13 protein-coding genes are annotated in these 20,490 nt (G+C 64.6%); 8 read left to right on the forward strand and 5 right to left on the reverse strand.

Translation table 11 applies throughout. The features are described from left to right. Positions 1-39: 39 nt before the first annotated feature. The 5 genes from bufA2 to hflK (PverR02_RS31355) form a co-directional block, all read right to left on the reverse strand. Positions 40-291 (reverse strand): BufA2 family periplasmic bufferin-type metallophore, encoded by a 252-nt coding sequence (gene bufA2 / locus PverR02_RS31335; RefSeq protein WP_046381596.1) that lies wholly within the window; start codon positions 289-291, stop codon positions 40-42. Between the two features lie 115 nt (positions 292-406). Beyond that, the gene (locus PverR02_RS31340) at positions 407-2,293 is read right to left on the reverse strand and encodes a cation-translocating P-type ATPase (protein ID WP_079444963.1); all 1,887 of its coding nucleotides are present in this window, start codon (positions 2,291-2,293) and stop codon (positions 407-409) included. Next, a complete protein-coding gene (gene hflK / locus PverR02_RS31345; RefSeq protein WP_079444964.1) occupies positions 2,290-3,324 on the reverse strand; it encodes a protease modulator HflK in 1,035 nt (344 codons plus the stop codon). The genes PverR02_RS31340 and hflK (PverR02_RS31345) overlap by 4 nt, the downstream gene beginning before the upstream one ends. Beyond that, positions 3,321-4,310 carry a protease modulator HflC gene (hflC, locus tag PverR02_RS31350; RefSeq protein WP_017850060.1) on the reverse strand — a complete coding sequence of 330 codons (990 nt, stop codon included), beginning with the start codon at positions 4,308-4,310 and terminating at the stop codon, positions 3,321-3,323. The genes hflK (PverR02_RS31345) and hflC overlap by 4 nt, the downstream gene beginning before the upstream one ends. Before the next feature lie 12 nt (positions 4,311-4,322). Continuing rightward, complete coding sequence (hflK, locus tag PverR02_RS31355; protein WP_079444965.1) at positions 4,323-6,248, reverse strand: protease modulator HflK; 1,926 nt, start codon at positions 6,246-6,248, stop codon at positions 4,323-4,325. Positions 6,249-6,567: 319 nt separating this feature from the next. On the opposite strand from hflK (PverR02_RS31355), the gene PverR02_RS31360 reads away from it, so the two are divergent. The 8 genes from PverR02_RS31360 to pbpC all read left to right on the forward strand — a co-directional run bounded on the left by PverR02_RS31360 (position 6,568) and on the right by pbpC (position 20,479). Continuing rightward, a complete protein-coding gene (locus tag PverR02_RS31360; protein ID WP_079444966.1) occupies positions 6,568-7,191 on the forward strand; it encodes a CDP-alcohol phosphatidyltransferase family protein in 624 nt (207 codons plus the stop codon). Between the two features lie 10 nt (positions 7,192-7,201). Further along, positions 7,202-8,956 carry a bifunctional alpha/beta hydrolase/class I SAM-dependent methyltransferase gene (locus PverR02_RS31365; RefSeq protein WP_079444967.1) on the forward strand — a complete coding sequence of 585 codons (1,755 nt, stop codon included), beginning with the start codon at positions 7,202-7,204 and terminating at the stop codon, positions 8,954-8,956. A 2-nt stretch (positions 8,957-8,958) separates the two neighbouring features. Continuing rightward, positions 8,959-10,257 (forward strand): phosphatase PAP2/dual specificity phosphatase family protein, encoded by a 1,299-nt coding sequence (locus PverR02_RS31370; protein WP_079444968.1) that lies wholly within the window; start codon positions 8,959-8,961, stop codon positions 10,255-10,257. Then, positions 10,247-10,690 carry a hypothetical protein gene (locus PverR02_RS31375; RefSeq protein ID WP_017850065.1) on the forward strand — a complete coding sequence of 148 codons (444 nt, stop codon included), beginning with the start codon at positions 10,247-10,249 and terminating at the stop codon, positions 10,688-10,690. Before PverR02_RS31370 ends, PverR02_RS31375 begins: the two co-directional genes overlap by 11 nt. A gap of 9 nt (positions 10,691-10,699) precedes the next feature. Beyond that, positions 10,700-11,320, forward strand: coding sequence for a lysophospholipid acyltransferase family protein (locus tag PverR02_RS31380; RefSeq protein ID WP_046484323.1), 621 nt, complete (start codon positions 10,700-10,702; stop codon positions 11,318-11,320). A 1-nt stretch (position 11,321) separates the two neighbouring features. Beyond that, positions 11,322-12,254: a phosphatidate cytidylyltransferase gene (locus PverR02_RS31385; RefSeq protein ID WP_017850067.1), complete on the forward strand. Its 933-nt coding sequence runs from the start codon at positions 11,322-11,324 to the stop codon at positions 12,252-12,254. 145 nt (positions 12,255-12,399) lie between these two features. Beyond that, the gene (locus tag PverR02_RS31390; RefSeq protein WP_079445053.1) at positions 12,400-18,201 is read left to right on the forward strand and encodes an MG2 domain-containing protein; all 5,802 of its coding nucleotides are present in this window, start codon (positions 12,400-12,402) and stop codon (positions 18,199-18,201) included. Then, positions 18,182-20,479 carry a penicillin-binding protein 1C gene (gene pbpC / locus PverR02_RS31395; protein WP_046381588.1) on the forward strand — a complete coding sequence of 766 codons (2,298 nt, stop codon included), beginning with the start codon at positions 18,182-18,184 and terminating at the stop codon, positions 20,477-20,479. Before PverR02_RS31390 ends, pbpC begins: the two co-directional genes overlap by 20 nt. The last annotated feature ends 11 nt before the right edge of the window (positions 20,480-20,490 follow it).

The raw sequence follows: 20,490 nt of genomic DNA on the forward strand, positions 1-20,490 counted from the left end.
CAGCGGTGACGGCGACCGCTGCGGGGTACGCGGGGCCGATTACGCGCCGACTTTGCCACCGGCCGCGTCGCACGCGGCCTTGGTCATGGCCTTGAAGCCATGACCCTTGCAGACCGCCTGGCCCTTGCAGGCGTTTTCAGCGGTCTTGCAGTCATTCATGCCTTTGCAGGAGGTTACGCCGTAGCAATGAACCGGAGCGTCGGCGGCCTGGACCTGGGTGGTGACACCGGCAAACAAGGCGGCGGCAGCGAAAGCCAGGGCAGCACCGGAAACGACGTTTTTGATGGTCATGGGGTCATCCTCATAAATCGTGGTTAGGTCGGCTGAGCGGAATGCTCAGTCGCGACATAGCACTAGAGTGAGGTGCCCCCTTGCCGTTACAGCGCCATCGAAAAAAACCTGGGATTTATTCCTCCAGCTTCGACAGCGGCTCCTGAAACCGCAGCAACCGCCCGGCATTGCCCAGCACCAGCAAGGTGCTGAGGTTGTGCAACACCGCCGCGATCATTGCGCCGGCGGCGCCCAACCAGCCAAACGCGGCGAACACCACGATCGCCAGCGTCCAGCCCAGGCCGATGATCACGTTGACCTGCAACGTCTGCCGGCACCGTCGGCTCAAGCGCACACAGGTGCCCAGGCGGCGCAAGTCGCTGCCAATCAACACCACATCCGCCGAGGCCAGCGCAATGTCCGCACCGCCCGCGCCCATGGCCACGCCGACCACGCCGGCTTTGAGCGCCAGGGAGTCGTTGATGCCGTCGCCCACCACCATCGGCCGGAAACCGCTGCTGATTTCGCCCAACACGCGGTTGAGCTTGTCTTCCGGCAACGCCTGGGCTTCGACATCGCTGATGCCCACGTCGAGGGCCAGGCTGTCGGCCACGCTTTGGCGGTCGCCAGTCAGCAGCAGTTGCCGCCCCAGGCCCAGGTCGCGCAGCTCTTGCAGGGCCTGGCGGGCTTCCGGTTTGACGCTGTCGGCCAGCAACAGCCAGGCGAGGAACGCACCGTTCAACGCCAGCCCGGCAATCGGGCCATCATGGTCGGGGACGCCGGTAGTGACGATGCCCAACTGCTCGAACAACTCCGGCCGGCCCAAGGCCGCTTCGCCCTGCGCGGTCTGGGCCACCACGCCGAGGCCTTGGCGTTCGCGGATGTCGGTGAGCACCAACAGCTGTTCCTGGCTCGCCAACCCGGCCAACGCGCGGCTGACCGGGTGGCTGCTGGCCGAACCGAGGCTGGCCGCCAGGTTCAACAACCCTTGGCGGTCCGGCGCGGTGGTTTGGATGGACTGCAGGCGCAGAGTGCCGAAGGTCAGGGTGCCAGTCTTGTCGACCACCAGCGAGGTCAGGTCCGCCAACTCTTCGAGGAACGCCGAGCTGCGGATCAGAATCCCATGCCGCGCCGCCACAGCGATCCCGGCAATCGCCGTGGCCGGGGCCGACAGCACCAGGGCGCATGGGCACGCTGCGACCAGCACCGCGAGCATCGCCTGGGCGTCATTGGTGACAAACCAAGTCACCGCCGCCAGCAACAGCACCAACACCATATAGCTGCCGGCGTAACGCTCCAGCAGCCGCGTGATCGGCGGCTTGGAGCGCTCGGCGTTCTGCATCAGGGCGATGACCTTGCCCAGGGTCGACTCGTTGCCGGTACGCGTCACTTCCAGGCGCAACAACCCGTCGAGGTTGATCGCACCGCCGAACACTTGCACGCCGACACTGGCTTCCAGCGGCACCGACTCGCCGGTGATCGGCGCCGTGTCGAGGCTGGCCTGGCCGGACAGCACCACACCATCGGCGGGCACGCGGTCGCCGGCGCGCACTTCGACGATGTCGCCGCTGTTCAGCGTGCCGTTGTCGACTTCGCTGATGCTGCCGTCCGCCTGCACCAGGCGTGCGTGGCTGCGGGTCAGTTTGCCGAGGGCGTGGATCGCTTCCTGGGAGCCGATCACGCTGCGCTCTTCGAGCACATGGCCGAAGATCATGATGATCGGCAGCAACGCGGCGGTCAGCAGATCGCCCGTGGCCCACGCGCCGAGCATCGCCAGGGCGATGAGCTGGTCGGTGATGCCATGCAGGCTGGGAAAACGCAGGCTGTACCAGGCCGAGCGCATCACCGGCACGGCCACCAGCAGCGAGGCCACGCCGAGCAGCAACTGGCTGACGCCGCTCTGGTCCGGCGCCAGCCAGCGCCACACCAGGCCCAGCACCAGCAAGCCCAGAGCGAGCATGGCCAGGGTCAATTGCCGGGCGGCGCTGCGCTGCTCGGCGGATGTCAGCATGGGTGCGCTCATTGTTCGGCTCCCTGAATGATCAAGCGGGAGTCGTCTTTGGGATCGACCGTGGTCACGGAACCGGCCTGGCCGAGAATCTTCGGCAAGCGCTCGCGGTACAGGCGCAACAGCAAGCCGGGGTCTTTGACCTGGGCCAGGCTGGCGACGGTGGCGGTTTGCGCCTGCGCGTTGGCCAGGCGTTCGCTGGCCTGGGCGTGGGCGACTTGCACCAGGCGGTCAGCCTGTTGGTTGGCGGTCTGGGTGAGCTTTTCCGCGTCGGTGCGCGCATTCGCCACCGCTTTGTCGGCTTGCTGGCTGGCAGTGAGCACCGCATTGAAGGCATTCACCGCCGGGCTCGGCAGGCTCGATTGCACATCGACGCGGGTGACTTCGATGCCCACCCCCAAGCCGCTGGCGGTCAACTCCGCCAGGCGCTTGTTGATGCCTTGCACCAGGTCGCCGCGCAGCCGTTCACGGCGCTCGGCGGCGCCGTTGTCGCTGCCGATCAATTCGGGGCGCGCCACCAGGATGGTGTCCAGATCCCGCGCCGCCGTCAGGGCCACGGCGCTGCGCGTCACCAGGCGATCCAGCGCCGGCAGCATGTGCTCGCCCTGCAGCACAAACGCATAAGGTTCGGTGACTTTGTAGAACACCCGCACATCCAGCTGCACCACGCCGGCATCGCCGGTCAGCAGGTAGCCGGACCCGGCCAGGGCATCGCTCAACGGCGTGGCAAAGCTGGCCACGCGGTCGGCCTGCACCGCGGCATCGGAACGCAGCAGGTTGCCGACCCGCCGCTCGATCACCCGGTCTGCCGCCGGCAACAGCACAACTTGCTCGAACGGCTGCGGCCACGCCAGCAACAGTCCGGCATTCTGAACCCGATCGAGTGCGCCGAAGTGCAGCACCACGGCGCGATTCTGCGGGTCGATCTGCCGCACATTGGAAAACGCCCAGGCCAGGGCGGCCAACACCGTCACCGCGTACAGCGCCATGAACGTCAGGCGCCCGGCCTGAATCCACGGGCTGTCCGGGCTGTCACGCTCGATCATGGCTGGACGTCCTTCGGCCCGTCCACCAGCGCGCGGAACGGCGCGGCGTCGGTGCGCAGGATGATCTTGGTGCCCGGGGTGACCACGGTGCCCAGGGTATCGAGGGAACGCAGCAGGTTGTACAGCTGGGGATTGCCGGCGTAGGCGCGACCATAGATCTGCGCCGCTTCGACCCGCGATTGCGCTTCGATGTCGGCGGCTTTCACCGTGGCATCGGCCTGCACGATGCGCGCATCGCGCTCGGCGGCGGAACGGATCTGCGCCGCCTCACGCTTGCCCACGGCGGTGCGTTCGGTGGCGATGGTTTCGCGCTCGGCGCGCATGCGGTCGACGGTGGCGGTGAGCGTCACCGACGGCAAGGTCAGCCGCTCGATGCCCACCTGCGCCACGCGCACGCCATAGGTGGTGAGCAATTGTTGATCGATCTGCTGGCGCAACTGCGCTTCGAAATCGCTGATGCGTACCTGGCTGGCGTCGGTATTGATCAGGCTGGACAGGTCGAAGCTGGCCGCCGTGGTTTCCAGCGCCGAACCGACAAACGTCCGAATCTGCCGCGCCGCTTCATCCGGCTGGTTCTGCACCGCGCGCATGAAGCGCTGCACATTGTCGGCATCACCCTGCACCTGCCACGCCACATAAGCCTGCACGATGATGCGCAGGCCATCGCGGGTACCGACATCCTGCAAACCGCTGGAGGTGGTGCGCAGGCGCAGGTCCACCGGGATCGCCGCTTCGAACGGCGCCGGCCAACGCCAGCCCAGGCCCGGTTCCAGCAGCACCCGCGACGGGTTGCCGAAACGGGTAATCACCGTGGCTTCGCCGGAGCGCACTTGCACCAGGCTGGCGGCCGCTACCGCAAACAACACCAGCAACACAGCCCAGGCCATGCGCCGCCAAGGGAATGGGCCGGCGGGCTGTTCGTCACCATGGTGGTGATGATGGTGGCCGTGGTGGTGGTGACCATGATCGTGAGAATGAGCGCTCAACAGACAGACTCCTTATTGAACGGCTTTACGCGGCACCGAAGGATCGGCCGGCAAGGTAAAAGAACGCAGATCGATCGTCGGCGCACTGTCGGCGCCCAGGCGATGATCCAGAATCAACAGCTTGGCGTGGGCCAGGCCCTGGGTCAGCTGGCCGAGGTACTGCTCCAGCACGAAGGCTTTACCCGCGCTGGCGTAGGCTTTTTGTTCGGCGGCAAAACGCAGGTCCGCCGCCCGGGCCCCGGCATTGACCTCGCGCGCGGTGGCCTGGGCCTGGTCGCGGACGGTGCTGGCTTGCAGCAGGGCCTGGTTGGTTTGTTCGCTGGCGGCGCCGCGTTCGCGGGAGATCAGCGCCTGGGCGCCGATCTGCGCCGCTTGCACGCCGTGGTAGGCGTTGGCGGCACCGGACGGCGGGTGGATGGCTTCGACCACCGTGGCGAGGATCTCCACGCCGCTGTCGAGTGTATGCAGGTCCGCTTGCACGGCGCGGCCGATCTCGTCGGCCAGGCCGGTGCGTTGTTCGCCGAGCAACTCGTCGAGGGTACGCGAGGCAAAGTCATGCACGAGGATGCGGCTAGCGGTGCTGCGGATCAGGGTCGGCACATCCGCGCTGTTATAGGTGGCGGCCAGTGCAGCCTGGTCGGTCAGGCCGATACGGTAGACGAAGCGCACATCCATATTGACGATCTGGAAGCTCTGCTTGTCGCCACGGCTGCTGGCGATCACCTGGGACTTGTCGTTCACATGGCTGGCGTCCCACAACCGGTTGGCGATCAGCGGTGCCGGGCCTTCGGCCGCCGCGAGTTCCGGGCTGGCGGTTTCGCTGACGCTGGTCGCCAGCTCATGCACCACGCCGTTTTCCACGTTCAGCACGCGGCCCAGCGGCCACGGCAACCCGGCATGCAGGCCAGGGCCGAAGACTTGCACCGGTTTGCCAAAGCGCTCATAAATCCCACGGCCTTGCAGGGGCACTTCATGCACCCCCGTCAGCGCCCAGCCGACGGCCAGTACCACCAGCAGCACCGGCAGGAATGCCCGACGCATGTAGGTAAACGCCCAGATCTGGCGCAGGTCGATGCCGAAGCGGTTGTGCAATTCGTGCTGCAAGGCCTGCAGCGGTTGCGGCGGCCAGCGCAGCAGCCCGGCGACAAAACTCTGCGCCATCAGGCGTGGTTCGAGGCGCGGTTGGCGCGGGCTGAACAGTGACAGCGCGGCCCGTAACAGAAACTCCAGCGCGACCAGCGCTGGCAACAGCCCGACCAGTGTCGCCAGGCGCAGCGGCCACACCGACCCGGCACTGGCAAACAGCAGGCAAATCGCGCTGATCACCAGGCACGCTATCGCCACCCGGCTCAGTTGCGCCAACTGCGCGGCTTCCGGCCATTGCGCGGCGGTTTCCTGGGCCAGGCGCCGCTCGAACACCAGCAGGCCAAAGGCCAATGCCAAGGCCAGCGCAGCGCCGATACTTGCGCCTTGGCCGACCGCTGCCGCGGGCAAGCCCAGGTTCCAGAACTCGACAATGCTGACCAGCGCGAACAACGACCAACCGCCGAGCCACAACACCGGTGCGCCGATCTGCGCCAGCAACCCTCTGCCGAAACGCCCTACCAGGCGCGCCTGCCAGCCAGCGGGTTCACTCTCTGCTTCGAGTAACTCAGGTGCCGACGCTTCCAGCGCCTGGGCACGCCAATCGGCCACCCACCACGCCGACTGCAACCCCGCCACCAGCACCAGCAACGCAGACGCACAATTGATCAACACCACCGGCCAGATCGACAACGGGGCGAACAGCGCGACGAACAACGCCAGCACCCAGCCGCTGATAGCCACCGCAGTCAGGCTGATACCGGCTTGCCTCAATCGACGGGCATGGAACAGCCCTTGCTGAAAACGCGGCAGTCCTTCAACCGAAGCGCCGTCAGCTTCTAGATCCACTTGCATCCACTCATGCCCGTTCACACATAATTCGTTACGATATAACACATGGCGTGAAATTTTTGTTCGTTAAACACCGTATTCACCTGCAACACAGACCCACTGTGGGAGCGGGCTTGCTCGCGATGGCGGAGGGTCAGGTAATACATGGGTTGGCGGGGCCGCCGCCATCGCGGGCAAGCCCCCTCCCACATTTGTTCTGCATCGCGCTCCGGAACGTGACTAACCCCCCATAAACACGTGCCATCACTGGTGCAGGCCACGATTAATCGGCACACTTCAGGCCAGTTTTTCGCGGGCTTACGGACAAGGAAACGTCACTCCCATGATTTCGATCTATCAGCTCAAACCGCGTTTTCAAAACCTGCTGCGCCCCCTCGTGCAGCGCCTCTACGACAACGGCACCACCGCCAACCAGATCACCGTGCTGGCCGGGGTCATCTCCCTGCTGGTCGGCCTGCTGATCGCCGGCTTCGCCCAACACCTCTGGCTGTTCGCGCTGATCCCGCTGTGGATGATCCTGCGCATGGCCCTCAATGCAATCGACGGCATGCTCGCCCGCGAATTCGGCCAGCAGTCGCGCCTGGGCGCCTACCTCAATGAACTGTGCGACGTGATCGCCGACAGCGCGCTGATCCTGCCCTTTGCGTTGATCCCCGGCGTCAGTCTGGCGCCGGTGCTGCTGGTGACCTTGCTGGCAGTGTTCAGCGAATACGCCGGGGTGCTCGGGCCGATGGTCGGCGCGTCGCGGCGCTACGACGGGCCGATGGGCAAGAGTGATCGGGCCTTCGTCCTCGGCGTGCTGGCCAGCGGCGTGGCGCTGGGCTGGCTCGGTGCCGGCTGGGTCGACACGGGGATGTGGCTGGTCGCCGCCCTGCTCGCCTACACCGTGGTCAACCGGGTGCGCCAGGGCCTCAAAGAAGAACAACACATTTCCCCTTCTGCATAAGGATTTTGCGATGCGCGAACAGCGAGAACACACCTTCAGTACCCATGATGGCGTCGAGCTTTTCTACCGGCACTGGCCCGCCACCGCCCCGGCAGGCGGCGAGCCGCGCAAGGCGATCCTGCTGTTCCATCGCGGCCATGAGCATTCGGGGCGCATCGCCCATCTGGTCGATGAACTGAACCTGCCCCATTTCGACTTCTTCGCCTGGGACGCCCGTGGCCACGGCCAATCCCCCGGCGAGCGCGGCGACAGCCCCAGCTTCGCCACCAGCGCCCGCGACGTGCAGACGTTCTGCGAACATATCGGCGCCACTTACGGCGTCGAGGCGGAAAATCTTGCAGTCATCGCCCAAAGCGTCGGCGCGGTGATCGCAGCCACCTGGGTCCACGACTATGCACCGAAAATCCGCGCCCTGGTGCTCGCCTCCCCGGCGTTCAAAGTCAAACTGTACGTGCCCTTCGCTCGGCCGGGCCTGGCGCTGATGCGCAGGTTTCGCGGCAACTTTTTCGTCAACAGTTACGTCAAGGCCAAGTTCCTCAGCCACGACCCGGAGCGCGTCGCGTCCTACGACAGCGACCCGCTGATCACCAAGGCGATTTCGGTGAATGTGCTGCTCGGGCTGTATGAAGCGGCCGACCGGGTTGTCGCCGATGCCCAGGCGATCCAGGTGCCGACCCAACTGCTGATCTCCGGCTCCGACTTCGTGGTCCACCGCAAACCCCAACAACAGTTCTTCGACCGCCTCGGCAGCCTGAAAAAAGAGCTGCATATCCTCCCCGGCTTCTTCCACGACACCCTCGGCGAGCGCGACCGTGCGGTGGCCGTGAGCAGCGCCCGGCGTTTTATCCTGCAGAATTTCACGCACCCGCTGGACCGCGCCTCGCTGCTCGATGCCGACAAACTGGGCGCCACCTGTGCCGAATCCGAAGCCCTCGCCGCGCCGCTGCCGCGCAATTCCCTGCGCGACCTGTACTGGCGCCTGACCCGCGCCAGCATGGGCCTGGGCAAGAACCTGTCGGACGGCGTCAAGCTGGGCTTCGACACCGGTTTCGACTCCGGCAGCACCCTGGACTACGTGTACCGCAACACGCCCACCGGCAAAGGCGCGCTGGGGCGGATGATCGACACCAATTACCTCAACTCCATCGGCTGGCGCGGCATTCGCCAGCGCAAGCTGAACGTCGAAGAGCTGCTGCGCCTGGCCATGGCCACGCTGCGCACCGATGATCGCGAAGTGCGTATCGTCGATATCGCCGCCGGCCACGGTCGTTACATTCTCGAAGCTTTGCAGGGCGTTTCGCCGCTGCCGGAATCGATCCTGCTGCGCGACTACAGCGACATCAACGTGCGCGACGGTGGTGCGTTGATCCGCGAGAAAGGCCTGGGCGAGATTGCGCAGTTCATCAAAGCCGATGCGTTCGACCGCGCGGACCTGGCAGCGCTGGCGCCCAAGCCGACGCTGGCGGTGGTCTCCGGGTTATATGAACTGTTTGCCGACAACGCCATGGTCGGCGGTTCGCTGGCGGGCCTGGCCGAAGCCGTGGAGCCCGGCGGTTATCTGGTCTACACCGGCCAGCCATGGCACCCGCAGTTAGAACTGATCGCCCGCGCATTGACCAGCCATCGCCAGGGCCAGGCCTGGGTGATGCGCCGGCGCAGTCAGGCGGAAATGGATCAACTGGTGCAAGCCGCCGGTTTCCGCAAGATCACCCAGCGGGTGGATGAGTGGGGCATCTTTACCGTATCCCTGGCACAGAAGATCTGAACATGCGCGAACCCGGCCTGTTAAAGCCCGCGTTCCTGTGGCTGTTGCTGTTGGCGCCGCTGTTTTTCAGCACCTACGGCTTTGCCACATGGGTCACCAGCCAGCGCAGCGACGTCGGCACACTGGTGTTCGATTGGGAAACCCACATGCCGTTCTGGGCCTGGACCATCGTGCCCTACTGGACCATCGACCTGCTCTACGGTTTCTCCCTGCTGCTGCCCAACAGCCGCCATGAACTGAAGCAACATGCGCTGCGCCTGCTGAGTGCGCAGCTGATCGCCGTGAGTTGCTTCCTGATCTGGCCGCTGCGCTTCACCTTCGAACGGCCGGAGCTGGATGGCGTGTTCGGCTGGCTGTTTGCCGTGCTGGCCGGTTTCGACAAACCGTTCAACCAGGCGCCGTCGCTGCATATCGCGCTGCTGGTGATCCTGTGGATCATGTACCAACGCCACACCCAGGGCGCCTGGCGCTGGCTGGTGCATGGCTGGTTCGGGTTGATCGGGGTTTCAGTGCTGACCACTTATCAACACCACTTTATCGACTTACCCACAGGTGCCCTGGCGGGTTGGCTGTGCGTGTGGCTGTGGCCGCTGGAACATCCGAGCCCGCTGCTGAATGCGCGGCTGACCCGTGATTCCACGCACTGGCGCCTGGGGTTGCGCTACGGCCTGGGCGCGCTGGGGCTGTTCATCCTCGCGCTGACTTACGGCGGGTGGTGGCTATGGCTGCTGTGGCCGGCGCTGTCCCTGGGGCTGATCATGGCGAATTACGTCGTCCTCGGCGCGCCAGGTTTCCAGAAGCGTGCCGACGGTCGACTGACCCCTGCGGCGCGCTGGCTGTATGCGCCGTATCTGGCGGCGGCGTGGCTCAATTCACGGCTGTGGACGCGCACGCATCCACAGCCCGACCTGATTGTGGATAACGTCTCGCTCGGTCGGCTTCCTACCGTGCGCGAGCAAGGTTCATTCAAGGCCATCGTCGATCTGTGCGCGGAATTGCCGATTAATCCACAGGGCCGTGCCTATCAAAGCGTCCCCGTCCTCGACCTGATCGCGCCGACCCCCGCCGAATGCCTGCAAGCCGCGCAAGCCATCGAACGCCTGCGCGCCAACGGCCCGGTGCTGGTGTGCTGCGCCCTTGGCTATTCGCGCAGCGCCACCGCTGTGGCGGCCTGGCTGCTGCACAGCGGGCGCGCCGCCACGGTGGATCAGGCACTGGCTATTATTCGTACAGCGCGGACCCAGGTGGTCCTGCATCCCGCTCATCGCCATGCTTTGGAGGCCTTGCCCCATGCCTGCTGATATGGAACTCCAGGTCGTCGCCAGCCTGCTGCGCCGCGGCCGCTCACTGGATCAGTTATCCACAGGCCTGACGCTGCTGGGCGTATTGTTCGGCCTGGCGCAACTGCTGATGGCCAGCATCGCGCCGATCTGCCTGCTGCTCAGCCTGTGGATGATTATCCTCGGCCTGCTGCAGAAGTATTGGGCGCTGCGCGTGGCCTTCGATGCCGACCTGTTCGCCCTGCTCGCCCGTAACACCGAACGCACCCCGGACCTCGACCAGGCCCTGCAAACCCTCGGCCTGCAGTCGCCCAAACGCGCCGGCCGACCCTGGACCGAACGCCGTCGCGGCGCCCTCAAACTGCTGCGCAAGCAAGCCTGGCTGCTGGGCGCGCAAGTGCTGTTGACCCTGGGCGTGATTCTCGCCAGCCCTTGGCTACCTTTCGCCGGATAAGGAATTCCCATGTTCGAACCCGTGGTCGCCACCCTGATTACCTCGATGGCCCGCACCGTCACCGGCGCCCGCAGCCTGTGGCTGGGCTGCGCGCCGGTGCCGGTGCAACGCATCTACTTCGCCAACCACAGCAGCCACGGCGACTTCGTGTTGCTGTGGGCATCGCTGCCGCAGAACCTGCGCAAATTCACGCGCCCGGTGGCCGGCAGCGACTACTGGAACAAAAGCGCGCTGCGCCGCTACATCATCCACCGCGTGTTCAACGGCGTGTTGATCGACCGCGAGCGCAAAGACCCTGTGGATAACCCCTTGCAGCCCATGCTCGCCGCACTGGAAGGCGGCGACTCGCTGATCATCTTTCCCGAAGGCACGCGCAATCTGGAAGACGGCTTGCTGCCGTTTAAAAGCGGCCTGTATCACCTGGCAAAAAGTTACCCACAGGCCGAATTGATCCCCGTGTGGATTGCCAACCTCAACCGCGTCATGCCCAAGGGCCGCGTCCTGCCGCTGCCTCTGCTGTGTACCACCAGCTTCGGCGCGCCACTGCAATTGGAAGAAGGCGAAGACAAAGCCGCCTTCCTAGCCCGCACCCGCGACGCCCTGCTCGCCCTCGCCCCGGAGCATTCCTGAGATGGATAGCCAAACCCTGATGCTGTTCGGCGGGATCGGCGCGATCCTGGTACTCGCCTCGCTGATCGGCCTGATCCTCAAGCTGCGCACCCGTGGCACGCCGAATGCGGTGATCGACAACCTCAACGCCCGCATCAACGCCTGGTGGGTGATGGTGGTGATGATCGGCATCGCCTTCTGGCTCGGCACCGGCGCGGTGATCGTGCTGTTCTATGCCGTGTCGTTCTATGCCCTGCGTGAATTTCTCACCCTCACCCCGACCCGGCGCAGCGACTACCCGGCGCTGGTGGCCGCGTTCTACCTGGCGCTGCCGCTGCAATACCTGCTGATCTATGCCGACTGGTACGGGCTGTTCTCGATCTTCATCCCGGTGTACGTGTTCCTGCTGCTGCCGATCCTCGCCTCCCTCGGCGGCGACAGCACACACTTCCTGGAGCGCGCCTCGAAGGTGCAATGGGGCTTGATGATCGCAGTGTTCTGCGTGTCCTTCGTGCCCGCCCTGCTCACCCTCGACATCCCCGGCTATGAAGGCCGCAACCTGCTGCTGATCGCCTACCTGGTGATCGTGGTGCAACTGTCGGACGTGTTGCAGTACGTGTGCGGCAAGCTGTTCGGCAAACACAAGATCGCGCCCAACCTGTCGCCGTCGAAAACCGTCGAAGGCTTTGTCGGCGGCATCCTGCTCTCCTCGCTGATCGGCGCGGCGCTGTGGTGGACCACGCCGTTCAACCCGTGGCAGTCCTTCCTGATTGCGCTGCTGATCAACTTGCTGGGGTTTGCTGGCGGCATTGTGATGTCGGCGATCAAACGCGACCGTGGCGTGAAGGACTGGGGGCATATGATCGAGGGGCACGGCGGAATGCTCGATCGGCTGGATTCGGTGTGCTTTGCGGCGCCGATTTTCTTCCACCTTGTGCGCTACTGGTGGACCTGACCGACACCGCCCTCAAGCCCGACGAAGATCAACATGTGAGGGCGGGCTTGCTCCCGCACGCTCGGCATTGAGGTGACGTATCGACCTCATCTTTTGTCGCAAAGACGCGTGTAAGATACGCCGCACTTAGCCAGGGATGCTCACCATGTTCGACACGTTAAAAACGATCTTTCGCCGTTTGTTCGGTGCGTTAATAACTGTGGTGGGTGCCCTGTTCGGCCAATGGCAGCCGCCGTTCTGGCTACGCGCCATCGGCCGGGGCGTGCTGAACCTGGGCAGCAAGGCCCGCGCTTACCCGCGCCGGGCCGGGGGCGGAGTGTTGGGCCTGGTGCTGCTGGCCGCCGCCGGGTTCTACGGCTGGCAGTGGTACTCCAACCTGCCGCAGCCGCACACCGTGGGTTATTCGCTGCACAACCCCAACCTGACCGACTACACCCAGCAACCCGCGGTTGTGGATAACTTGCAGGTGCGTTTTGCCGAGTCCGTCGCGCCCCTGGCGGCGATCGGCAAGCCGGTCACCGCCGGCATTACCCTTAAACCCGCTGTAGCCGGGGCCTGGCGCTGGTCCGATGACCGCACATTGCTGTTCACGCCGGAAAAAGACTGGCCCATCGACACCCATTACACCTTCGATCTGGCGAAGAAAAACCTGCTCGCCGACGGCGTATTGCTCAGCCAGTACAGCGGCCAGTTCTCCACTCAACCGTTCCGCGCCAGCCTTTCGCAGAACGAGTTGTATCAGGACCCGTCCAACCCGACGCTGAAACAACTGGTGGCGACTTTCCGTTTTTCCCACCCGGTCGACGAGGAAAGCCTACGCAAGCGGGTTTCGATCATTCTCGGCAAAGGCCTCGCCTACCGCGACGCCCAGTTACCCAATCGCCCGGAAATCAGCTTCGACGAGACCAAGCTCAACGCCTATGTACGCTCCGCCGCCCTGGCCACCCCGCTGGAAAGCACGCCCGTCAGCGCCAAGCTCGACGAAGGCATCAAGGCCCGGGACGGCGGCAACGCCAGCAACGCGCCATTGGTGGCCGAAGTCACCGTGCCCGGTCGCTATCGCCTGACGTTTACCGCTGCCGAAGTGAGCTTTGTCGACAACGAACGCGGCGAACCCGAGCCGGTGTTGATGTTCAGCAGTTCCAGCGCCGTAGCCGATGACACCATCGCCGGTAAGGTCCAGGCCTGGTTGCTACCGGAAAAAGCCGAGGACGACACGCGCCCCTATAACAGCAACGACATCGACGATGCCCTGCTGGCCCGCAGCACCAAGGTCAACCTGACCCACGTGCCCAGCGTCGAACCGCTCAACACCCTGCACGCATTCAAGTTCAAGGCCCCGGCCGGTCGTGCGCTGTATGTGCGCGTGCCCGCCAACCTGGAAGCCATCGGCGGCTACCTGGCGAAAAACCCCACAGCGTCGCTGATCAGCATGCCGGCCTACCCGCGCACGTTGCAGTTCCTCTCCGACGGCGCCTTGCTCAGCCTCACCGGCGAAAAACGCCTGGGTTTCATGGCCCGTGGCGTGCCCGGTGCCCATGTGGAAATCGCTCGCCTGCTGCCCAACCAGTTGCAGCATTTGGTGGACCAGAGCAGCGGCAGCTTTGCACGGCCGAACTTCGGTAATGAGTACTTCGATCGCATGGTCGAGCGTCAGTCGCTGGATATTCCGCTGTCGTCCAACGACCCGGCGAAAACCGTCTACGACAACGTCGACCTCAGCCATTACCTGACCGCCAACGGCGGCCGACGCGGTATTTTCGTACTCAAGCTCAGCCCACAGGATGACCCGGCCGAACGCACATTCGACTACTCCCGCAGCAGCACCAGCGACCTGCGCTTTATCGTGGTGACAGACCTCGGGATCATCGCCAAGCGCTCCAGCGACGGCAGCCATGACGTGTATGTGCAGTCCATCGGCAACGGTTCGCCGGTGGCCGACGCGCAAGTCGACATCATCGGCCGTAACGGTCTGCCGGTCGCCAGCGGCCACACCGACGCCGAAGGCCACGCGCATTTCGCCAAACTCGATGAACTGCGCCGTGAGAAAACGCCACTGATGTATGTGGTCAGTCGCGGTAATGACCAATCCTTCCTGCCGATTGCCCGTCAGTCCCAACAGCTGGATCTGTCGCGCTTCGACGTAGGCGGTTTGCAAGAAGACGGTGCGATCGATCGCCTCAGCGCCTACCTGTTCACCGACCGTGGCCTGTACCGGCCCGGCGAAACCGCGCACCTGGGCATGATCGTGCGCAGCGGCAACTGGAAAGGCGCCCTGCAAGGCTTGCCGGTGGAGCTGCAAATCACCGACCCTCGCGGCCTGGAAGTGATTCGCCAGCCGCTGAAGCTGTCCGCCAGCGGTTTTGAAACCTTTGATTTCCCCAGCAGCGAAGTGGCCCCGGCCGGGGATTACACCGCGACCTTGCAACTGATCGGCGCGAAACAGACCCGCACCGACCTGGGCAGTGTCAGCTTCAAGGTCCGCGACTTCGAGCCGGACCGTATGAAAGTCAGCCTGAGCCTGCACGACACGCCAGTGCCGGGCTGGATTCAACCGGAGCAGGTGGTGGCCAAAGTCAGCGCAATGCACCTGTTCGGCGCCCCGGCGGCCGGTCGTCGCGTGACCGCGAAGATGTCCCTGAGCCCGACGCTCGCGGCGTTCGAGCGTTACCCCGATTACCGCTTCCGCCTCAACGATGCGCTGGAAGAGGCCAGCACCGAAGACCTGGCCGAGACCACCGTCGATGACAACGGCCAGGCCGTGCTCGACCTCAACCTGCAACGCTTCGCCAACAGCACTTACCGCCTGCAGGTAATGACTCAGGTGTTCGAGGCCGAAGGCGGGCGCAATGTGGCGGCGCAAAGTGCGTTGCTGGTGTCGTCTGCGCCCTACCTAGTGGGTGTGAAAAGTCAGGACTCGCTGTCGTATGTCGCCAAGGACGCCCCGCGCCAGGTGCAATGGTTGGCCGTCGCGCCGGATCTCACGCCGCTGGCGGTGGACGGGCTGACCAGCGAAGTGGTCGAGCACCGCTACGTCTCGGTGCTGGTGAAGCAGTCCAACGGCACCTACAAATACGAATCGCGGATCAAGAACATCAGCCAGCCCGCCTCGCCGCTGGTGATGACCAAGGACGGCGCCAAGCAAACCCTGAACACCGCCACCCCTGGCGATTTCACCCTGCAACTCAAGGACGCCAACGGCAAGCTGCTGAACCAGATCGACTACAGCGTGGCCGGGCGCGGCAACACCTCGCGCTCCCTGGAGCGCAACGCCGAGCTGCAACTGCGCCTGGATAAACGCAGTTACGCAACGGGGGATGAGATTGCCATCAGTGTCCGCGCGCCGTACACCGGGGCGGGCCTGATCACCATCGAGCGTGACAAGGTCTACACCCAGCAGTGGTTCAAGGCCGACAGCACCAACAGTGTGCAGCATATCCGCGTGCCCGCAGGGCTTGAGGGCAATGCCTACGTCAACGTGCAGTTTGTGCGCGACATCGGTTCGTCCGAGGTCTACATGAGCCCGCTGTCCTACGGCGTGGTGCCGTTCAGCATCAACCTGGATGCGCGGCGCATGCCATTGAAGGTTGACGGCCCGGCGCAGATCGAACCGGGGCAGACTCTGGATATCAAGGTCAACGCCGACCGCCCGGGCCGTGCGGTGGTGTATGCGGTGGACGAAGGCATCCTGCAGGTGGCGCGCTACCAGACGCCAGACCCGCTGGGCTTCTTCTTCCAGAAACGTGCGCTGGAAGTCGGCACCAGTCAGATTCTTGACCTGATCCTGCCGGAATTCAGCCGCCTGCTCAGTGGGGCCGCGCCCGGTGGCGATACCGAAGGCGCGTTGGCCAATCACCTCAACCCGTTCAAGCGTAAACACCAGCCGCCTGTGGCCTGGTGGTCCGGGCTGGTGGACTTGCCAGCCGGTGAAAGCGTGCTGCATTACCAGGTGCCGGACAGTTTCAACGGCAAGCTGCACCTGTTCGCGGTGGCGGTGGATGCCGACAGCGTGGGCGTCAGCGAGGCCACTACCGAGGTGCGCGGGCCGCTCGTGATCACGCCAAACGTACCGGCTTTCGTCGCGCCGGGGGATGTGTTCAACGTGAGCGCCGGGGTGTTCAGCAACCTCGACGCAGCGGCGGATGTGAAGTTTGAAGTGCAGACCAGCAACGGCCTCAACGTGCAGGGCGACAAAGGCAGCACCTTGTCGCTGCAACCGCGCAAGGAAGGCACCGCCGAGTTCAAGATCAAAGTCGGCGACACCCTCGGCTCGGCAGATCTGCGCTTTATCGCCGTGTTGCCGAATGGCAAGCGCATTCAGGTGGCAGAAACCACCTCGATCCGCCCTCTGAGCGAACACCGCGTGGCCCTGAGCCTGGGCCGTTTCGACAGCGCGAGCAAAGAGCTCAAGCCCACCCGCAAACTGTTCAGCCAACTGCGCGACGTACAACTGGGTGTGGCGGCGTCGCCACTGGTGTGGGCCAACGGTCTCAAGCATTACCTGGATGACTACGGCTACGCCTGCACCGAACAGTTGGTGTCCAAAGCCATGCCGGCGTTGATCTGGGGTGGCAACGCGCCCGAGGCCGAACAGGCCTTCGCCAGCGCGGTGCGGATGTTGCGCCAGCGCCAGAACCAGGCCGGCGGTTTCGGTTTGTGGGCGGCCAACCCGGATGTAGCGCCATATGCCAGCCTGTACGCCACCGACTTCCTGATCGAAGCCAAGGAACGCGGGCTGCCGGTGCCGGAAGACCTGCTGGTACGGGCCAATACCTATCTGACAGACCTGGCCAACGGCCCCAGCGAAGGCCTGTCGGAATTGCGCAACCGTGCCTACGCCAGTTACCTGCTGAGCCGTCAGGGGATTCTGGTGAGCGGCGCCTTGAGCGATATCCGTGAGCGCTACGAGCGCTACTTCAAGGACACCTGGCAGAACGACCTGGGCGCCGCCTACCTGGCCGCCAGCTACAAGCTGCTCAAGCAGGATCGCCAGGCGGATACGCTGTTCCGTAAGATTCCATGGCGTTCGCTTGTGGATAAGTGGAACAGCGACGGTCTGTATTACGACCCGTTGGTGCATGACGCCGAACACCTGCACTTGCTGGCACGGCATTTCCCCGAGCTGCTGGACGAGGTGCCGGCGGCGCTGCTGGATAAACTCGGCAAGCGCCTTAACGAGCAACGTTACAACTCGCTGTCGGCGGCGCTGTTACTGCGCGCCCTGGATAACTACGGCCAGCGCGCACAAAGCGACATGACCCTCAAGGCCAGCGCGTGGTTGGGCGACAAACAGCAACAATTGCTGGAGATGGCCGGCCAACCGCCGCGCGCCGCAGTGCCGAGCGCCACGCAAAAATTGCTGATGGAAAAATCCGACGGCCCGGCAGCGTTCTACATGCTCAGCGAAGCCGGTTTTGATAAAGGCGCCAAGCTCAAGCCGATCACCAACGGCCTGGAAATTATCCACGAGTACCTCGACCTCAACGGCGAGCCGGTAAACACAGTCGCGGTGGGCGATGAGTTCCTGGTGCGCCTGCGCCTGAGGGCGACCGACCGCGATCAAGTGCAGCAAGTGGCGGTGGTCGACCTGCTGCCCGGTGGCGTCGAGCCTGTGTATAACTTGCCGCCGGAGCCGGAAGCCGCCAGTACCGATGACAGTGAAGGCGAGGAAGCGGAATACGTAGAAGACAGCGAAACGCCTGACGCCTGGCAAGCGCCGATCGGCGAAACCGAGCTGAGCAACTGGCAGCCAGACTACGTGGACGTGCGCGATGATCGGGTGGTGTTGTACGGCACCGCACTGCGTGACGTAGGCACTTTCGTGTACCGCGTGCGCGCCACCAACGCCGGTACCTTCAATACGCCACCGGCCTACGCCGAAGGCATGTACGAAACCACCCTGCAAGGGCGCGGCAAAGTAGGCCAGCTTGAAATTACCAAGCCTTAAACGCCTGACGCCGCTGCTGGCAGCGGCGGTACTGCTGGCGGGGCTGCGGCTGTGGCCACATGCCCCGCTGGAACAGGCGGTGACATCCTCAAGGGTGGTGCTGGCCGATGACGGCTCGCTGTTGCGCATGACCTTGGCGGATGACGGGCAATACCGCTTATGGCTACCGCTGGAGAGGTTTTCTCCGTCATTGATCGAGGCCTTGCTGCTCAAGGAAGACCGTAATTTCTACTGGCACCCGGGGATCAATCCCCCGGCGTTGCTGCGTGCGGCCATGGCCACTTACAGCGGCGGCCAGCGCCAGGGCGGCTCGACGTTGAGCATGCAACTGGCGCGGCGCCTGTGGGATCTGAACACCCGCCAGGTGCCGGGCAAGCTGCAACAGATGGCCTTGGCCTTGTGGCTGGAAGCGCGCTACAGCAAGCACGACATTCTTGAGGCCTACCTGAACCTGGCGCCCATGGGCGGCAATATCGAAGGCGCCGAGGCGGCGAGTCGCATTTACTTCGGCAAGGCGGCGGCGCAGTTGTCATTGTCCGAAGCGCTGGCACTGGCGGTGATCCCCCAGCAGCCGGGGCGACGCGCGCGCTTCGGGCCCTCGTTGCAAAACGCACGGCAGCGCTTGATGAACGACTGGCGCGCAACTTATCCACAGGACCCGCGCAACGACAGCCTGCTGGACGTGCCCCTGGAAGCGCGCAACCGCCAGCAGATCGCGTTTCTGGCGCCGCACTTGAGCGAACAGTTGCTCGCGTCCCAGCCCGGCAACGAGCTGAACAGCACCCTCAACCTGCCCTTGCAACAATTGCTCGAACGCTTGATCAGCGGCTTTATCGCCGAGCGGCGCGGCACGGGGGTGGAAAACGCCACGGCGATCCTGATCGACAGCCGCGACCAGAGCGTCAAGGCACTGGTGGGCTCGGCGGATTACTTATCCACAGGCATCCATGGCCAGGTCAATGGCGTGCTGGCGCGGCGTTCGCCGGGGTCGACGCTCAAACCGTTCCTCTATGGATTAGCGCTGGACCAGGGGGTGATCCACCCCATGAGCATCCTCAAGGATTTACCCAGTAACTTCGGCTACTTCCAACCGGAGAATTTCGACGGCAGTTTTGTCGGGCCACTGACGGCGCGCGATGCGTTGATCCGTAGCCGCAATATCCCCGCCGTGTGGCTCGCCAGCCAGGTGAAATCGCCTTCGTTATACGGCTTGTTGCAACGCGCCGGCATCAAGGGCCTGCGCGGTGAAAGCCATTACGGCCTGGCCCTGGCCCTCGGCGGCGGCGAGATGACGCCCGAAGAGCTGGCGCGGCTGTACCTGATGCTGGCCGGCGACGGGCACCTGCGGCCGTTGCGCTATTTACAGGAACAGCCCCAGGCCAGCGGCCCAGCGCTGCTGACGCCTCAAGCCGCCTTCATGGTGCGCGACATGCTGCGCCGCAACCCGCGCCCGGATGGCCTGCCCGGCCGGCACTGGCGCACCGCCTGGAAAACCGGCACCTCCTGGGGCTTCCACGATGCATGGAGTGCCGGGCTGGTCGGCCCCTACGTGCTGGTGGTGTGGGTCGGTAACTTCGATGGGCGACCGAACCCGGCGTTCATCGGCGCCAAGACCGCCGCGCCGCTGTTCTTCCGCATCGCCGACGCCCTGCCCCTGGCCTTGCCCAACGTGCAGATCAAACCCGACAAGCCGCCGCCCGGGCTGATCCGTATCGACGTCTGCGCGGCCTCCGGCGAATTGCCCAACCGCTGGTGCCCGCAGACCCGCAAAACCTGGTACATCCCCGGAGTCTCGCCGATTCGCGTGTCCAACCTGCACCGCCCGGTGCTGATCGACACCCGCACCGGCAAAGCCGCCTGCCCGCCGTTCGACCCGCAGTACACCCGCGAAGAAGTCTTCGAGTTCTGGCCCAGCGACGTACAACGCCTGTACCGCGCCGCCGGCCTGGCGCGACGCACGCCGCCTACGGTGATGAAAAACTGCCAGCCCAACCGCATCGGCGACCAGAGCGAAGCCCCGCAGATCCGTTCGCCGCTGACCCAGGTGAGCTATCAATTGCGCCTGTCCCAACCGCAGGAAAGCATTGCACTGAATGCCAACGCGGCCAGCGACGCGACGACGTTGTACTGGTTTGCCGACCAGACCCTGATCGGCCAAGGCCCGCCGCAATCCACGCTGAATTGGCGACCGGGCAAGTCGGGGGAGTACCGATTGCGGGTCAGTGACGATCAGGGGCGCAGTGCGAGCCGGGCGCTGCGGGTGGAGTTTGTGCCGTGAGCGGGCGAACG

Origin of the sequence: Pseudomonas veronii (assembly GCF_002028325.1) — a bacterium.
In the GTDB taxonomy this organism is placed as follows: domain Bacteria; phylum Pseudomonadota; class Gammaproteobacteria; order Pseudomonadales; family Pseudomonadaceae; genus Aquipseudomonas; species Aquipseudomonas veronii.

What these genes read in the sequence shown, in the direction of transcription:
- PverR02_RS31365 (WP_079444967.1), top strand. Translation starts at nt 7,202, where the DNA reads ATGCGCGAACAGCGAGAACACACCTTCAGTACCCATGATGGCGTCGAG.
- PverR02_RS31360 (WP_079444966.1), top strand. Translation starts at nt 6,568, where the DNA reads ATGATTTCGATCTATCAGCTCAAACCGCGTTTTCAAAACCTGCTGCGC.
- PverR02_RS31385 (WP_017850067.1), top strand. Translation starts at nt 11,322, where the DNA reads ATGGATAGCCAAACCCTGATGCTGTTCGGCGGGATCGGCGCGATCCTG.
- PverR02_RS31375 (WP_017850065.1), top strand. Translation starts at nt 10,247, where the DNA reads ATGCCTGCTGATATGGAACTCCAGGTCGTCGCCAGCCTGCTGCGCCGC.
- PverR02_RS31340 (WP_079444963.1), bottom strand. Translation starts at nt 2,293, where the DNA reads ATGAGCGCACCCATGCTGACATCCGCCGAGCAGCGCAGCGCCGCCCGG.
- PverR02_RS31380 (WP_046484323.1), top strand. Translation starts at nt 10,700, where the DNA reads ATGTTCGAACCCGTGGTCGCCACCCTGATTACCTCGATGGCCCGCACC.
- bufA2 (WP_046381596.1), bottom strand. Translation starts at nt 291, where the DNA reads ATGACCATCAAAAACGTCGTTTCCGGTGCTGCCCTGGCTTTCGCTGCC.
- PverR02_RS31370 (WP_079444968.1), top strand. Translation starts at nt 8,959, where the DNA reads ATGCGCGAACCCGGCCTGTTAAAGCCCGCGTTCCTGTGGCTGTTGCTG.
- hflK (WP_079444964.1), bottom strand. Translation starts at nt 3,324, where the DNA reads ATGATCGAGCGTGACAGCCCGGACAGCCCGTGGATTCAGGCCGGGCGC.
- hflK (WP_079444965.1), bottom strand. Translation starts at nt 6,248, where the DNA reads ATGCAAGTGGATCTAGAAGCTGACGGCGCTTCGGTTGAAGGACTGCCG.
- PverR02_RS31390 (WP_079445053.1), top strand. Translation starts at nt 12,400, where the DNA reads ATGTTCGACACGTTAAAAACGATCTTTCGCCGTTTGTTCGGTGCGTTA.